We start from the raw sequence: 18,245 nt of genomic DNA on the forward strand, positions 1-18,245 counted from the left end.
CATCATTCTTTCCATCTGTCTTCCTGTGAGTACAGGCTCCTAAAAAAGACGTACTCACAAGAACAGTCACTTCTTTATGCTGCTTCTTGAATGGCTTGATTCAATGCTTCTTCTAATTGTTTGTATTGTTCCTCTGATAGATAGGGCTTATATCCTTCTCGGATTTGTTCCATTCTTTCTTGGGTAAAGTTTGCTTCACCACTTCCAATTCCCTCTAATAACTCATTGAAATCTTTTTCCGAAACCGTAGTGTTTTGCTCTTGAACAGAACTCATCATTTTTTCTAGTTCTTTCATAGAAACAATCTGTTTTTCCTTTGGAAGATGAAGCCTCTTCTTTGATTCTTTTCCCTTGTTCTCTGCTCTTACGGTAGCGGAAGAGGTGACTCCCTCATTTTTTACAGAAAAGTCAATCGTTGATTTTTGGGTATGTCTATTCGTATCTATCACCATTTTTTGCTTGAATTCCGTTAACAGATGCAGATTCTTCTTTAATTCATTTGCTTCTTTCTTTTCCGCTTTATCTCCGTGTATATTTACGTAATTGACAAAACCTTTCATGTCTTTCTTCGTAAACGTCCGTGTAATCGTATCCCCTTTTCTCTCAAAAGAATCCGAATCCAGAGTATTAATATAGTCGCTAAACAATTTAGAATGAAGAGGATCGTTCATTCGATCCGTTGTTACTTGATCAGTAATGTTTTCTTGTACATCTTCATCAGTTATATGAATATATTTTCCTTCTAACGCCTCAAAAGTACTTTCTTCAACTGGAATCTCTGCATTGAACTCTTTTGCAAGTTCCATTGCTTTTGTCATAAAGTTTGTGCTCACGTAGAAAGAATCGTCTTTTTGATTCATTAAAAATTCCAACGGAATTTCTTGCCCCAATACTTTCACGTTCATATCCATAAAAAGCAATTCTTCCTTACTATCCAGTCGATAACCACCGGATATTTTTGTTCCAGTGACTATCTTAGCAATCATAGCCATTTGAGCTTTTGTCGGTGCAGCCGCGTTCTCCGCATCAATCGATAAGTGATCGATTTCAAGTGAATACTCCCCTGCGTTCATTTCACTCTGTTTTGCCAGTTCACCCGAAAATTCCTTTTGTACTTGCTTTTTACATCCTGTAAACAGGAGGAATGCCGTAGCAAGCATTACAATTACTTTCAACTTTTTCACTTTCTACTAACCCTCTCAAAAACGTTATAAGTACCTTTACACCCATCTAGATAACCATTAGGTTGCTTAAATGTTACTTAAAATCAATTTCTACCTTTTCGCGTTGCGATAATTTTTTCCTAAGAAAAATAATGCCGTTCCAGCGACGATCACACCCATCATCGCAGGGTACATACGTACTTTTTCACTTCCTGTTTTTGGTAAATTCTTAGCTGCAGAAGATGCTGGCAAACTTTTTTGTGGGAACACTTTTTTTGTATTTGTACTATTACTAATAGCCGTCGGCTCACCTGTTAGAGTCGGTTTTTGTCCGTCTCTTTCTTTTACTGTCAAAATCATCTCTGCTTGTGTTGAAGTTTCAGCACCCGTTCCTTCATCTTTTTTGGTAGCCGTAAAACGAATTTTGTAGGTTCCAACAGCCAATAATTGGTCCGTGACACTGTCTACTTCAATTTCATCATCTAATACTTCAAAAGCAATTTGCTCTGCATTTTCTGTATCGGCCCAATTCAAGATCATGTCTTCGGTAAGTTTATCCCCTACATACATAACTTTATCAGTTACCAAAAGTTTCAATGCGGCCTTTTCACGAACAATGACATTGTAGGAGTGATAAACCTCCTCACCAAGCGAATTTGTAATTTTATACCTTACGGTATACGTACCTGCTTTAGAGAAATCAACCGGGTTCTCTACTACCTCGATACCCATTTTCTTTTTAGCATCGAATTGTCCTAGCTTAACCTGCTTGTTATCTATCCCTACTTCATATGCGTCAAAAAACATATACGGGTCAAATTCTTCCTTCTTATCACCAACATAGAAAAGGTAATGAATATCCGGTTGTTCAATGACAATCCCACTAATGACCGCCATTTTTAAGTTGATAGCTTGTACAAGACCATTTTCTTGGGAAACTTCAAGCAACACTGTTGCATTGCCAACTTTCGTTGTTCCTTGAGCACTAGTAATAGAAATAGTCACCTTTTCCGGCGAAATTATTTCTCCCCTAGAATTCTTAATCACCATCTTATCTTTAATTGCTTGTTTGTAGTCTGCATATCTAGGTAAAGTCAATTCCGGCACTTCTACATCATAAACCTCTTGTGCTGGTTCAATATCGGTACCCGTTTCTGGTGCTTGCACGTGAATGGTTGATGTTCTTATCGCTTCTTTTCCTGCAGCGTTTTTCACGGAATAAGCAAGCGAATATTCGCCAACTTTATTCGTATCAACTGAGCCAGTAACGTTGATCTTAGATGTCAAATCTCCATCTTGGCTATCGATTGCTGCGACACCAGCCATTGGATCAAATGAGTCCCCTAATTTGATTGTTTTGTTCACTACACCGGAAAACGTGGGCTCAGACACCTCCACTGCTAAGGAAGCATCAATTTTCTCATCAGTAGTACTTGAATTTTTTTCTGAGCTGCTAGAAGAAATAATTTCTTCAGAATCATTTGTAGATATTTCCGTACTTTTGGCAACATTTGATTGTTCTTCTTGCGCTGCTAGTGCTGTGTGATTAACGAAAAGTATTCCAGTCAACATAACAAATACCGTTCCTACAACAACTTTATTCTTCTTCATCTTCTTCCCACTTTCGATTTTTTCGTTCAGAAAAGATTGCTTTTTGCATTCACTTTCTTACTGCTGATTCCTATCGATTTCCAGTCAGGAACTCTTTTAATTGCTTAATGGACTAGTAAGTGATCCTATTCCCTTCTTCATCTAACGTAAACCTGCCTTTGTAATCAAGCCCGTTAAGGGTTAGAAGAATATCAAAACGAATCTTATCCTTTACAAAGCCTTGTTCTTTCAAATAAGTAACATATTCCTTCAGCTTTCTTTGATTTACTTCTCTTATTTGACCTATGGAAAGCGTCCACTTAGCAAATCACGTAATCTCCAAAAAGTATAGAGAACTTTACTACCCTTTTAAGCATCTAAATTATCAAGAAAAATCTTCCTTACTTAGATAGCTAGGGGAATATTTAACTAGACACTGTGAAGAACGTAATGTTTCAATCTTTCCAATGAAATCAACAATTGTTTCATCTCCACTTATTGTTGAAAATTGTCCGAAATCATATTGCCACCATTTTATTTCTAGCAACTTTTGGACAACTTCAGGCGGAAATCTAAATCGAATAATTTTAGCTGGAACCCCTCCAACGACCGCATAGGGTGGAACATCCTTTGTCACAGTAGAATTTGCTGCAATGACTGCTCCGTCATGTACTACAATTCCCTTCGAACTAAAAGTGACATTGCTACCTATCCAAACGTCGTTTCCAATAACTATTGGCCCAGTTTTTAGTGTATTGGGCACATCAAGAAACAATGAACTATATTTTTCTTTATAGGTACTTATTGAAGCACTATTTCTTTCATATGTTACATATGATGTGGTGAATCTGGATGTAGAATGATTCGCCCCCATAAGTCTCACGCCAGGTGCAATAGAAGTGTACCTTCCAACGATTGTATTAATTGGTAAATTACTTCGACTGTAGCTAAACGAGCCCATTGTATGAATATGATTCCCTCCTACAAAAGTAGTAAAAGGTTCAACAACCGCATTCGATCCAATAAAAATGAAATCTTTTTCCGCTATCCAACGGCTTTGGCGATCTGTTAATTTGGTAAATATATCTTTTTCTCTAAGAAGATCATCGTAATGAGTAGAATATAGAATTTTTCTATACAACATATTATCAACGTATGAAATGCCTTTTTGGAAAAAAGTAACCCCTTTGATAATTTCCAATAGTATCTCCTCACTTTAAAATTTGATCATCTGTTAAATGCTTTTCTCTAATCGTATAGTAGATATTTTTATCTCCTGCTTTTGCCCTGTACCTAAAAATATTTCTTCATTGATTCATCCACGATAAATTCACATAAATCATTGAAATTAATGCCTACCGCATGTGCCTCTTGAGGCAATAAACTTGTCGGAGTCATTCCAGGTAATGAGTTCACCTCAATCATGAATATTTGGTTTTGATTATTTACTAGAAAATCAGTTCTTGAATAAACAGATAAGCCTAAAATCTCATGAACTTTGAGCGCTAGTTCTTTCATTTGATCATGTAAACCTTCTTCTATGTTTGCTGGAACAATTTCATCCGTGCGACTTTTTTGATACTTATTTTGATAATCATAGAATCCCGACTTAGGAATTAGTTCTATTGCAGGTAAAGCTTGATCACCTAAAACACCGACAGAAAATTCTCTACCAACAATCTTTTCTTCAACTAAGAGTTTCGCGGTATTAGAATATTTCATAGCTTCTTCAAGCGCATTTCTTAAGTCCTGTGCATTTTCTACAATTGAAATACCAATACTTGATCCACTATCAATAGGTTTTACGACAGCTGGAAGTCTAATATCCCTATATCCTTCTATATCTGAGATAGTCTGCCATTCTGCTGTTGGTAAATTGTGAAATCGCATTAACTCTTTAGATATCAATTTATCCATCGCTAACAAGCTACTTTTGTAATCAGAACCAGTGTATCTGATATTATTTATATCAAAGATCGCCTGCAATTTACCGTTTTCACCAATGCCACCATGCAGAGCAAAGAAAGTAATATCTGCACTGCTGCAAATTTCCAGAACATTACGACCAATTTCTTTGTCTAGACTATTCTCAAAATCAGGAACTTCTTCGGAAACTTTATATTCGTAATAATCTGTATGATATTTTTCGTAGGTTGCATCAAAATTGTCAAAATCAGAAAAACCTGTTAATAAATCCATTAATAATACATGATGACCATTTGAAATCAATGCATTTGCAATTTTACTTCCCGAAGTCATAGAGACCTCTCTCTCATTGCTTTTTCCACCTGCTAAAACAACAATTTTCATTTTTCATATTCCATCCTTCTTACTAACATTTGGTGCAATAAAAACTAATATTCACGCTCTTATGCTTGAACAATCTTATTTCCAACAACTCTAGAAAATGCCTTCGCTATAGTATTTGAACTTGGTAAAAACAGAAAATGAAAGGCGTCCCAGAAACTAATGATATCGCCTTTATGCAATAAGGGACCACTTCCACCAATAATATCAAACTGTGTAATTTCAAAAGTTTCATGTAAGTTTTGAATATTATCCAAAACTACTAAAGCATTTATTAACTTAGTCATTGAAGCTGGAGGAATTAGCTGATTTTCATTGATACTGTAAATTGACTTTGGTGGACAATGAGTATAAAAATGAGGATTTCCTTTAGGTAATAAAATAATGCTTCCTGATTTTGCCTTATACGTTTCCGTAGAATGATAATCTGGATTTATTTTTCTTTCCCTTGCAATATCTACCAATAATTTCATAGCTTCATACCGATCAGTTTTTCCTGTTGGTCCGGAAGACCCCATCACAGATGCTAAATACAGCTCTCCTTCATCATCCTTTATCAAAGCCACAGAGTTTAAAACCTCATTCAAAATTGCACCTGATTTTCCACCTAAAAGAGTGTAAAATTCTTCGAAAGTATCATCTTGTACTGTTGCTGTTACCTCTATTTCCCTTGCATTTTCTCCGTGTATAAAAGTCTTATGCTCCTTTTTTCCCCAAATTGGTAATAACTTTTCATATCCTGTCGCATGTAAGGCTAGCTTTAGGATATCTCTTGAAGTGGATAGATGCCCCACTTGCTTAAATCCATTTACATTTTTTAATGAAGTGTTCTTCATTCCTATAAGATTTGCTTTCTTTTTCATTTCCTCCAAGAAAACATTGAATGCAACTCCGTCATCAACACTAGTGCCCGGACTGTTAATATTTATTTTGTAATCCAACTGCGAAAAGGTTTCTCGCAATGTTAAATATGATCCACGATCATCCTGCAGATCAGGTAACACTTTATTAAATTCATCTGCCTCGGGTTCTTTCCCTTCACCGTACAAATCCGTTAAATCATATAATGATAACCGACGTATACTCCCTGCACCATCAGCCCCATGAATGCTTCCAACGAATATTAATTGAGTTCCAGTCTTTTTTTCAGACGTATCGAGAACATAAGTGAGCGTCTCAAAACCTTTCGATAGTCGACGCAGTCCAAAACTTGTGTTTTCAGATTTAAACCCTCCGTTAAAGTGAATGCCAAAAAGCCCTTTTACATACCTTGTCACTTGAACATCAAATTTTACAAAATAACGATGATTAGGCTTTAATATGATTCGTTGACAAACCTGTGAGGAAAACGTGGAATCGACAAATAAGTTTGGATAGCCCTCTTCATCCTCCTTAAACATAACTTTACCTGCATTGAGATTCCAATCCTCGTGCTCTCTTTTCCACCATGAATTTTTTAATATGTTCGGAATTGTATTCTGTTCGATGATTCTCTTTGCCTTTTTGCATTCTAACGAATTAGGATTATCCAATTGTCTATACCCCATTTTTTTAATTTTTTTCTCCTTGTAACATATCTACAACTTTATAGAATCCAATTCCGTGTGATCCTTTTACAAAAATATAAGAGTCCTCTGTCACTGCCTTCTTTATTTCATCTACAACTTGCTCTTTGGTTTCACAATGAACAACATTGCTATTTTCTACCTCTAAGCACTTAAATGGCTCTCCATAAAGAATGACATTATCAGCCAGTGAACTATTTATAAATGGCTCCAAGCGCTTATGCTGTTCCTTTGTTTGGTTTGCAAGATCAGCTACTTCTCCTAAAACAAGTACAGATGACCCTGTATAGAAATGCTTCTTACTTGAGAAATATTTGATACCATTAATAGTCGCTTCAATCGAACTATTATGTGTATCGTCAACTAGCGTAACCATTTTATTATTAATTAACTGTTCTTTTGGCCGCAAGATACGATCAAAACTTTCATAACTACTAAATTTACTAGCATAGTTTTCTGCACCATGCCCCGTACATTCGAGAGCTAATAAGGATGCCATAGCATTTTGAATTTGTCCGTCACTATCCGTTTTCAAAATAAAAGTAATCTCTTTATCATTTAGAATGATTTTTACTTCTGTTCCATCCTTCATGACAATCTTATTTTTTAAGTAACAATTTACAGTTTGATCTTCAAGACTATATAAACAAATAGTTAAGTTTAATGATTTAGCGACTTCGATAATATCCTTCAAATATTCTTGATCGATATCACCATTAATAACGGCATATCCACCTTCTTTAACTCCATAAAATATTTGTTTCTTTACTCTCAAATTTCTTTGTATTCCTACACCTGCATGAGCACTTCCAAAAGAAGTTATAATCGCGACATCTGGTCTCCAAAGATACGAATTGTTTCCATAAGCGAGTGGATTCATTGATGAAGCCGCGCCTTCATACACAATAAAATCAACCTTATTACTTATTCCTAGGCTTAGACTAAAAGTGGGATAATGCATGTTAGCATTAGATATGTTCTCTAAAACATTTCCATCATCACTCAATAAATGACTGAGCATTAACCGAGTAGAAGATTTCCCGGCACTTCCGGTAATTCCTATTGATTTTCCCTTATAAATCTCACTCATATAGGAGATATATTCATAACTGAATAAAAGACTGTCAGGGACAATAAACTGTGGAATTTCATTCATTAATGCCTTGATAGGTTCATCGGTAATAATGAAAGAAATCTTATCTTTTTGATTAAATTTTTCAATCAAAATATTTGAATGAAAGCTTCTAGTAGTGGAGGGAATTAGCGAACGATAGTGAGAGGCAGATAACGAGACTACAGCCACATTATCAAATCCTCTTAAATCAATCATTGATAAGTCTTGTATAACGTGATCCACCTTATTGTTTTTTTTAGCTATTTTCTCATTAAGAAAATAGCCCTCAAAATTGTTGGATAGCCATTCACTAAACGGTAGATCATATCTCTCCTCCTCAAGTTTTATTGGAGAAAGTCCTTCCCAATTATAGTTATCATCTAGGGCAGAACTTAATATATCCTCAACACTTTCACCATTAATAATAAGGCTGCATTCAATTTTTGAACTCTTCCTCCGAAAAATAAAGCAGTCGTTTTGGTTAGTCCCCCAGAAAATACTTGAAAGAATTGAAGCATCTTCGCTAAAATCAATGGGAGGGGTATATGTTTCACCATGAATAACATGGCTCCTGTTTTTTATAAAATAGTGGCTAGTAGCACTCAACTCCAAAAAGGCTAAGCCAATTTTGTAATAATCATAAATATTGCTTAGTTGAACTCCATTTTTTCTTCCTGTTGGGACTAACCTCGAAAATACAGAAACATTCAGCATTAAGGCAAGTTGATAAATCTTTCCTTTTGCACTTTCAAATCCCCCATATACCTCATATAATGCAGAAATACAATCTGGAGCATTGAAAGAAATTGCTTGATTTAATACATCAGAAAGTAATCTTTTTTCTCCATACTGTCCTCGAGTAGATCGCAGAGTTCCGAACTCATGTTGCACTTCCTTTGTAAAAGTTAATTCTTGATCAGGAGAAATTACTCCATTCTCAATATCCTTTAGTATCATCAAATACAACAAAAGATGCATCGTTCCCCATTTTGAACAACGATTGCCAATGGGGCGTTTATTAAGAATTTTCTCTGAGTTAAAAATTAGTTTTGTCTTTTGAAACAAAACATTTTCATTATTTTTTTTTAATTCTTTCAACGATCCATTCTCCTTATTTTTTCTATTCTTGTTCTTTTTTCAATTTATATATCTAAGTTCATTTCTAAATAATTACTTCTGACCGTCCATTTTGTAAGATTGGAATTCTCTCGTTCAAAAAAATGAATAATCTCAGAAAAATCTTCACTACTAACGAAATCTGGCTGCCATTTCGTTTCTCGATTGTTTGAATAAATCGGACGTAGTAAAAGTTTTATTTGCTCATTGTCCACTTTTAATTCAGCGATCATTCCATATGGCACTGATTGAGGATAGCCATCATATTCACCATCACTATTAAAAAAACCGTTCCCAATACTGTAAATTATCGGGGCTCTATTAATATCTTCAATTTTTTGAAGTGTATGAGGACCGTGTCCTATAATCAGGTCGGCTCCAGCAGTTAGTATCTTTTTGGCTAAATTCCTCTGTAAGTTTGAAGTCATATGAAAATCTACTCCCCAATGAGGAGAAACAATAACTAAACTAGCCGGATTTTGTTCTTTTTCCCAGCGGACTTGTTCTATTAAAAGCCCATCAAGACAATTAACTCCTGCATTCTGCACATTCGGATAAAAATCAAAATAGCGATAATTTCCTTGTCGATACCAATAAGCATTGAAAATTACTATTTCTCGGTTTTTTGTTTGGATTCGTAAAGGTCTAGCAGCTTCTTTAAAACTTTCTCCAATACCAGAAAAAGAAATATTATTGTCGTTCAATACCTTCTTTGTGGATATAATTCCAGATTCCCCATAATCTGCTAAATGATTGTTTGCAAGCAATAATGCATGGATGTTTGCTTTTTTTAATGCTTTAATCGTTTGTTTCGGATCTCCTCCTAAAACAAACTTCTTCAGTTCCCACAATCTAGAATCTGATCGATCCTCCACAAGAGCTGCCTCGAAATTTGCGATGTTCAATGTTGCTTTTTTTAAGTACTCTCTCAACGGCTCAAAACAATAATCGTACCCTCTTTCAATCAATGGATCCCATCGTCCTGCTTTGACTCTCCTATCCGTATAAAATTCTCCAGGATAGGTATCCCCAATAATATTGATACTAAAAGAGTCCTCTACAATGTTTATATCAACTTTTTTTGTTTGTTGATATTCTGTTTTATTCATAGGAACTTCATTCAGTAGCAGACAACTCGTTAAATACTCTCGGGTATATACGTTTGGGGCATTAAGAACAATCACCAGATGCCTGTCTCCCTCTTCATTATGAAATCCCAGCAAGTTGTTCGGATGATCCCACGTCACAGCATGACTCAACTTGTTACTTTTCACAGTAAAATTGCTAGACAAGACATGTTTATTTTTGAAAATCATTTCTGATACGCTTAGCATTTGGCTATACTCAGAACGTAAGTTTGCGAACTTTGTTCCAAGAATAACTAAGTCGTCCATGATATAGTATTGTTCTAAAGAAGACTTTTTCCCTGAGACATTTTCAAGACAAGGGGAAGGCGTTTCGGCTTTATATTGTTCAAAATAATGACTAATTTTTTTTTTCGACTTTTCTCGTATCATTTTTGCTAACGCAAAAATCGTCGACGTTCTTTGAGAAATAATGGCTAATTGTATCAGCTCTAGCGCAAGATATTCTTCTCCCTTAACAAAGAAAAATGAGCGATCTAATTTAGATTCTTTTTCAATAAAATCATCAATGACGAGTTGATCTGAAGGCAATATTTTTCTGTTCTCCATCAGCTTAAGAAATGTATAGATAACATATTGTGGGCCTAGCCCCTGATCATTCATAACGATTGGTTCACCAAACCAATTTATGATTTTTGTTGTATCCAAATCTACTTTTAATCCTTGATAATTACTCATACATTTCACATCCTTCTGTTGGAAACAGTTGTTCCCATTTCCCTCTTATCTTCTCTTCAGAAAAATCTTTTGATTTTTCAAATGATTTTTCTGAAAAATGTTTATATTTTTTTGAATCACTAAGAATCGCAATCATTTTATCTGCAAGTTCTTCAATACACCCATTGTTTACTAGCTCCCCTGTACACCCAGACTCAATCATTTCTCTTGGTCCATACTTAATGTCATACGAAACTGCGGGTATTCCATATGAAATACCTTCCAATAATGCTAAACAAAACCCTTCAAATGTGCTGGTTAAGGAGATCATATGCATTTTTTTATACTCACTATCTAAATCAATTAGATAACCGCGAAACTTAACGGAATCTCTAAGGTTCAATTGCTTTGTTAACTGAATAAGTTCTTTTTCCGTTTTAAATTTCTCTCTTGCATCTCCAAATCCATACAGATGTAACTCTGTATTCGGTAAAAAGCAATGAATTTTCTTAAAAGCCTTGATCACATGGTCTAATCTTTTTTCTACATAATATCTAGCGACCACACCAATTCGGATCGTAGACTCTTTCTCAATAGTTAATGAATTGCGTTGAACATCTTTTCTGATTCCTACTGGTATACAAACAAATTTTCTTTTTTCTTCAAAACGTTCGATAAGATCTCGGCGTTGCTGTTCTGTTGAACACACAATATAATCGAAATGGTCTAAATTGCTAAAAACATCTTTATACGGTGCGGTAATCCTTCCTTTTAATAGATCATTCCCTGAATAATGTTTACTATGAAGAATTGCTATTTTCTTTCCTACTTTTGAAACTTTTGTCAAGGGAAATGCTGTAACAATATTTTTATCAGAAATAACTGTATCATTGCATGTAAAAAGCTTTTGATAAAACAATGATATTAGCTCTTCTTCACCTGCTAATACAATGGGGGCATCTTGCCCATGTACACAAATCGATAGCTCCTTCTCAATATCCTCATGTTGATGATGTTTCACTATACACACTTCCCCTTTTGGAGAGAAATATGTCTCTGTGACAGGCTTTTGAGTATCATCTAACATACTTTCACAAGATAGAAAACCTCGTATATCATACATTTGTCTTTTTATTTTCTTTCCATTCTCATCAAAATAATTTACATAATTAATTTGCTTTTTTTCATTTAAACTTGCATATGCAATATATCTATCCTCCTTAAAGATTCGAAAATCATTTATCGTTCCTACTTGTCGAATCATATAGTTTTCTTTTGGGAATACATCGTTAAGATGAATCTTGGTTGTCTCTAGAGTTTCCGGGATCTTTTGAAAATAATCATACATATTTATATAATCATTCGCTAAAAGACCATATAGTCGCATATTCTCCCTTAGTTTCGTGTTAAACCTAATGGTGACAAGTTTACTGTCATGTTTTTTCTTTAAAAGTTTGTGTCTTTGGATAGCAGCGCTTTCTATCCCAGTCAATTGCTTTCCAACATTTACATTTATGTGATAAATCATACTTTTCTCCTTGTACTAACCAATACTTGTTTTGAAAACATAGCAAGCATAAAAAAACATTCTATGGATATATAATCAATTTGGTTCATTCATATTGATTTTTCAAAAGAATACTTTCTAATCTTCGATATAATGATGCTAAAATTATCTATAGAATGATGAAATAGCTTTTTAAATTAGCTTTTTTTGAATAGATACATCTTACTTTTCTCTGATTACATTCCCATGTAATGGCTTGCCTATAAATATATTTTCTAGTTACTCCAATCACTTACCCCTCAAATAATTAATTCTATAAAGTACTTTAATTCTTTTGAAATAGGAAAGGCCTTTTCATTAATACGATTGAACGGGAAGATCGAAAGCCTTTGCGGCAGTTTCACTCATTTTGTTCATAGGAACTTCTTCGATGAGTTCACCTTGTACGATGATCCTAGTCGTCGCATACAAATCCCCACAAGTAACTAAGGTAACAAGTTCTTTTCCTTCAATAGGGTCAAGTACCTCCGTATGTTCAGGTGTAATATTTTTAACAGAAATGATTTCGTATGTATAAACATGTTCTAAATCGGTCAGATAGATTCTATCTCCGATGTTGGTGTTCTCTAAAGGAGTAAACAGAAGTTCTGGAATATCCGATCGATGGCTGGCTAAAGCATAATTTCCTTTTCCCATCTCTTGATCTGCGGTCATGGTACCTGCACCGTAGAGCAGTCCTTCATTTGATAAGCCATTAAAAATAGGCAAATGAATCCCTACACTTGGTATCGCAATACTGGCAATGACTGGTAAGTCCTTACTTTTTCCAGAGGTCTGAGATTTTGCGATTGCTGGTGTGGAAATAGCTTCCACCTGCTCAAAATCAAAACTAGCCGGCTTTTCTTTATTTTCCTTTAGTTCTTCTTTTGTTACCTCCGCAATGGCATATTGATCAGAAGTTTTATTTACAATAAATGTTTTGATTGGTTTATTAAAAAAGAACAAAATGCCTACGACGATTAAAAGCATCGCAAAACTACGTATCACTATTTTCCGCATGATCTCTTCCTCTCAATTGAAAACAAAAGGTGGCAGCAACATTAAGCATGCCACCTTTTGATTGGACGTTTCTTGTAGTTACAAAAACGATGAAATGTTTATTTTTCTGGTTTTCTTCTCTTACGATTGGATCCTTTCGCAGCAAGCATCCCCATCCCTAAAAGACCAAGTCCTTGAAGTCTAGTAACGACTGAATCATCGTCATCCCCAGTCTTAGGTAGTTTTTTGCTAGTCATCTTGGCTCTAGGTTCATCCTCACTATCCGAATCACTGTCCAAGTCTGAGTCACTATCTGAGTCACTGTCAGAATCGGAATCGCTGTCAGAGTCTGAGTCACTATCGCTATCGGAATCGCTGTCAGAGTCTGAGTCGCTGTCGCTATCTGAATCACTATCGGAGTCTGAATCACTGTCACTATCCGAATCACTGTCAGAGTCTGAATCGCTGTCGCTATCCGAATCACTATCGGAGTCTGAATCGCTATCGCTATCCGAATCACTGTCCGAATCTGAATCACTGTCGCTATCCGAATCACTGTCAGAGTCTGAGTCACTATCGCTATCTGAATCGCTGTCCGAGTCTGAGTCGCTGTCGCTATCTGAGTCACTGTCCGAATCTGAATCACTGTCGCTATCCGAATCACTGTCAGAGTCTGAGTCACTGTCCGAATCCGAATCACTATCGGAGTCTGAGTCACTATCGCTATCTGAATCACTGTCAGAGTCTGAATCGCTGTCGCTATCTGAATCACTGTCAGAGTCTGAATCACTATCGGAGTCTGAGTCACTATCGCTATCTGAATCACTATCGGAGTCTGAATCGCTGTCGCTATCTGAGTCACTGTCCGAATCCGAATCACTGTCAGAGTCTGAATCGCTGTCGCTATCTGAATCACTGTCAGAATCCGAATCACTATCGGAGTCTGAATCGCTATCACTATCCGAATCACTGTCAGAGTCTGAATCGCTATCGCTATCTGAGTCACTGTCCGAATCTGAATCGCTGTCTGAGTCTGAATCGCTGTCGCTATCTGAGTCACTGTCCGAATCCGAATCACTATCGGAGTCTGAGTCACTATCGCTATCTGAATCACTGTCCGAGTCTGAATCGCTGTCGCTATCTGAATCACTATCGGAGTCTGAATCGCTGTCGCTATCCGAATCACTGTCAGAGTCTGAATCACTATCGGAGCCTGAGTCGCTGTCGCTATCTGAATCACTATCGGAGTCTGAGTCGCTGTCACTATCTGAATCACTGTCAGAGTCTGAGTCACTATCGCTATCTGAATCACTGTCGGAGTCTGAATCGCTGTCCGAGTCTGAATCACTATCGGAGTCTGAGTCGCTGTCGCTATCGGAATCACTATCGGAGTCTGAGTCACTATCTGAGTCACTGTCGGAGTCTGAATCGCTGTCGCTATCCGAATCACTGTCAGAGTCTGAGTCACTATCGCTATCTGAATCGCTGTCCGAGTCTGAATCGCTGTCGCTATCTGAATCACTATCGGAGTCTGAGTCACTATCGCTATCTGAATCGCTGTCCGAGTCTGAATCGCTGTCGCTATCTGAATCACTATCGGAGTCTGAGTCACTATCGCTATCTGAATCGCTGTCAGAGTCTGAATCGCTGTCGCTATCTGAATCACTATCGGAGTCTGAATCGCTATCTGAGTCACTGTCCGAATCCGAATCACTGTCAGAGTCTGAATCGCTGTCGCTATCTGAATCACTATCGGAGTCTGAATCGCTATCTGAGTCACTGTCCGAATCCGAATCACTGTCAGAGTCTGAATCGCTGTCGCTATCTGAATCACTGTCCGAATCCGAATCACTATCGGAGTCTGAATCGCTATCACTATCCGAATCACTGTCAGAGTCTGAATCGCTATCGCTATCTGAGTCACTGTCCGAATCTGAATCGCTGTCTGAGTCTGAATCGCTGTCGCTATCTGAGTCACTGTCCGAATCTGAATCACTGTCGCTATCCGAATCACTGTCTGAGTCTGAGTCACTGTCCGAATCCGAATCACTATCGGAGTCTGAGTCACTATCGCTATCTGAATCACTGTCAGAGTCTGAATCGCTGTCTGAGTCTGAATCGCTGTCGCTATCTGAATCACTATCGGAGTCTGAATCGCTGTCGCTATCCGAATCACTATCGGAGCCTGAGTCGCTGTCGCTATCTGAATCACTATCGGAGTCTGAGTCGCTGTCCGAATCACTGTCAGAGTCTGAGTCACTATCGCTATCTGAATCACTGTCGGAGTCTGAATCGCTGTCCGAGTCTGAATCACTATCGGAGTCTGAGTCGCTGTCGCTATCTGAATCACTATCGGAGTCTGAATCGCTGTCACTATCTGAGTCACTGTCGGAGTCTGAATCGCTGTCGCTATCCGAATCACTGTCAGAGTCTGAGTCACTATCGCTATCTGAATCGCTGTCGCTATCTGAATCACTGTCAGAGTCTGAGTCACTATCGCTATCTGAATCACTGTCACTATCGGAGTCGCTGTCGCTATCTGAATCACTGTCACTATCGGAGTCGCTATCGCTATCTGAATCGCTGTCCGAGTCTGAATCACTATCAGCATCCGAATCTTCATCGTCGTTCTCTACATATACAATTTTTGTATCTTCCCCATCATCATTTACAATTGGTGCTTTGTAGCCTTTGGATGGGTCTTCCGGATCAACAAGCTCTAAAGGATTTCCCTCTTCATCAACTGCTGTGTACCCGGGAACATATTCGATAACGGGATAATTTTCATCCGATGAATCCAAAATCTTTGATGGATCATTTGGATCATTTGGGTAAACGATGTTTCCACTGCCAGGAAATTCTGGATTATTGCTTTCTGGTACATAACTACCAATCGGACGGTAGGTGTAAGTAATGATCGATTCTCCACTTTCATTTACTACCATGTCAGAATTCTCATCTTTTCCAACCAGTAAGTAACCTGGAATAACCAACATTTCATCTACTATTGGAGTTCCAACTTTAGAATCTACTTTTTTCTCTGGCGCAAGTGTATTCCCCTGTTGATCCACATAATAGTAAGTAACAATGCCATCATTGGCTTTATAACTAACGACTGTATCTTGAGTTGGATTAATGATTGAGGAACCTTTGTATCCCTGTGTGGCATCAGAAGGATTCAATAATTCTAATGGCTGTCCACTTTCTGTTACAGGCGTATATCCTTTAATGAAGGGAACAATTGCTACATCGATTTGATCAACAGACAAAATTTTGCTTGGGTCTGACGGATCATTAATGTAAGGAACAGTGGTTGTCGTTCCTTGAGGTGTTGTAATCACATAGTTTCCAATTGTTTGATAAACATAAGTCACTTGAGAATCTCCGCTCACATCAACAACCATATCATTATCAGAATTCTCACCCTTTGATACATACAAGTACCCGGTGATTACTACTGGCTTTTCATCAATGGAAGCCCCTACTTTAGAAGTTACCTTCTCTGGTTCTTTGATCGAATGACCATTTTGATCGACATAATTGTAAGTAACTGTCGCCTTATTTCCTTTGTATTTATAAATGACCAATGTTGATCCGTCTTCTTTTACCTCTTTATCAGAAGAAGGATCTGTCCCAGCATAGGTATACCCAGGTATTGAAACCTTTCTATCCTCTACTTCTCTACCCGAAACTGCACTCACTTGTGCGTCAGGGATTATTTTATTCCCATCTTCATCAATATATCTATAGGTAACTGTCGTCTGCATGCCAGTACCTTTTTGGTCTGATAATGGACCGGGTTCCATAAGTAAGTCAATTTCTGCTTCTACTTGTTTCACAAGAGCATTAAACGCTTCAGATAATTTAACTAATTCTGCACTGGTCGTGGTTGGAGGTGTTGCCGCAGCTCCATCTCTTCCAGCTAGCAGTTTTGCATATGGTTCATCTAAAAGATCATGGTATGACCAAGGAGTGGGATATTGTATATTCGTTCCGAAATCAATGTAATAACTGTTGCCTATGGCTCCATTTGCTGCCTCAAACGCCTTGTTTCTTATCGCAACTGCCGGTGGAATTGCTGTTTTTAAATTATTCGCAGCAGTAGTAACACCACCATAATAATTCGTAGTATCTGCTTCTCGAGCTTCAAGTAAGGATGTAATTAAGACTGCTATTTCCGGCTCGTTTTGAACAGATTCTGCCTCATCTAGCGCCGGTTTAACAATCTGATTGTAAACTTGCTGTTCCTTTGGTGACATAGCTGAATTTGTAGGTGAAATCGGTTCATTCAAACTTCTATCATCATTGACAGTTTCATGGGTGGCTTCCTGTGCATTTATCGGAATTGCACCTGTACCAATAGTTGATCCTAAAATAACTGTACCAATAATCCCACTCTTTACTACCCAATGCTTTTTAACTTTGTGCAACTTATACTTGCGCCTTGTCTCTTTTCTGACTATGCACCTTTTCTCCTTCATGCAATCCCTCCTTTAAAAAGGGCTGCGTTTAACTGTAAACGCAGCCTCTATTTCTCAACTATTACCCTTTTGATTTAAAACCTTTAGTTCTTTTTTTTCTTGAAGGGTCATAGAATGCGATACCCATAGAAACCAAACCAAGTCCTGAAATAGCGTACAAGAGCTGTTCATCATTTGTACCAGTTTTAGGAAGCGATTTTCCAGAACCCTTGTTTGAAGACCCGTTTCCAATTTTCTTTGGATTAGGATTTGGTTCATCGCTGTCTGAATCACTATCGCTATCTGAGTCGCTGTCCGAATCTGAATCACTGTCGCTATCCGAATCACTATCGGAGTCTGAATCACTGTCCGAATCTGAATCGCTATCGGAGTCTGAATCACTGTCCGAATCTGAATCGCTATCGGAGTCTGAGTCGCTGTCGCTATCCGAATCGCTATCCGAGTCTGAATCACTGTCCGAATCTGAATCGCTATCGGAGTCTGAATCACTGTCCGAATCTGAATCGCTATCGGAGTCTGAATCACTGTCCGAATCTGAATCGCTATCGGAGTCTGAATCGCT

11 protein-coding genes are annotated in these 18,245 nt (G+C 37.4%); all 11 read right to left on the bottom strand.

Going from position 1 to position 18,245, the window contains the following annotated elements; all coding sequences use genetic code 11:
- Window positions 1-74 precede the first annotated feature (74 nt).
- On the bottom strand, window positions 75-1,184 hold the full coding sequence (locus tag IGI67_RS06275; RefSeq protein ID WP_429957139.1) for a hypothetical protein: 1,110 nt from the start codon (window positions 1,182-1,184) through the stop codon (window positions 75-77).
- A gap of 90 nt (window positions 1,185-1,274) precedes the next feature.
- Window positions 1,275-2,774 (bottom strand): immunoglobulin-like domain-containing protein, encoded by a 1,500-nt coding sequence (locus IGI67_RS06280; protein ID WP_429957140.1) that lies wholly within the window; start codon window positions 2,772-2,774, stop codon window positions 1,275-1,277.
- 364 nt (window positions 2,775-3,138) lie between these two features.
- Window positions 3,139-3,954, bottom strand: a complete 816-nt coding sequence (locus tag IGI67_RS06285; protein ID WP_429957141.1) for a CatB-related O-acetyltransferase — start codon at window positions 3,952-3,954, stop codon at window positions 3,139-3,141.
- A gap of 92 nt (window positions 3,955-4,046) precedes the next feature.
- The gene (locus IGI67_RS06290) at window positions 4,047-5,063 is read right to left on the bottom strand and encodes a D-alanine--D-alanine ligase family protein (RefSeq protein ID WP_429957142.1); all 1,017 of its coding nucleotides are present in this window, start codon (window positions 5,061-5,063) and stop codon (window positions 4,047-4,049) included.
- A 59-nt stretch (window positions 5,064-5,122) separates the two neighbouring features.
- Complete coding sequence (locus tag IGI67_RS06295) at window positions 5,123-6,592, bottom strand: hypothetical protein (protein ID WP_429957143.1); 1,470 nt, start codon at window positions 6,590-6,592, stop codon at window positions 5,123-5,125.
- Window positions 6,593-6,611: 19 nt separating this feature from the next.
- Window positions 6,612-8,837, bottom strand: a complete 2,226-nt coding sequence (locus IGI67_RS06300; protein WP_429957144.1) for a Mur ligase family protein — start codon at window positions 8,835-8,837, stop codon at window positions 6,612-6,614.
- A gap of 44 nt (window positions 8,838-8,881) precedes the next feature.
- Window positions 8,882-10,678 (bottom strand): CapA family protein, encoded by a 1,797-nt coding sequence (locus IGI67_RS06305; protein ID WP_429957145.1) that lies wholly within the window; start codon window positions 10,676-10,678, stop codon window positions 8,882-8,884.
- Window positions 10,671-12,185: a glycosyltransferase gene (locus IGI67_RS06310; RefSeq protein ID WP_429957146.1), complete on the bottom strand. Its 1,515-nt coding sequence runs from the start codon at window positions 12,183-12,185 to the stop codon at window positions 10,671-10,673. The genes IGI67_RS06305 and IGI67_RS06310 overlap by 8 nt, the downstream gene beginning before the upstream one ends.
- Window positions 12,186-12,521: 336 nt before the next feature.
- Window positions 12,522-13,223 carry a class A sortase gene (locus IGI67_RS06315; protein WP_429957147.1) on the bottom strand — a complete coding sequence of 234 codons (702 nt, stop codon included), beginning with the start codon at window positions 13,221-13,223 and terminating at the stop codon, window positions 12,522-12,524.
- A gap of 98 nt (window positions 13,224-13,321) precedes the next feature.
- The gene (locus IGI67_RS06320; protein ID WP_429957148.1) at window positions 13,322-17,683 is read right to left on the bottom strand and encodes a MucBP domain-containing protein; all 4,362 of its coding nucleotides are present in this window, start codon (window positions 17,681-17,683) and stop codon (window positions 13,322-13,324) included.
- A 61-nt stretch (window positions 17,684-17,744) separates the two neighbouring features.
- Complete coding sequence (locus tag IGI67_RS06325) at window positions 17,745-17,843, bottom strand: hypothetical protein (protein WP_429957149.1); 99 nt, start codon at window positions 17,841-17,843, stop codon at window positions 17,745-17,747.
- Between the last annotated feature and the right edge of the window lie 402 nt (window positions 17,844-18,245).

The sequence above is a fragment of the Enterococcus sp. AZ196 genome, assembly GCF_050498845.1.
Classification (GTDB): domain Bacteria; phylum Bacillota; class Bacilli; order Lactobacillales; family Enterococcaceae; genus Enterococcus_A; species Enterococcus_A murrayae.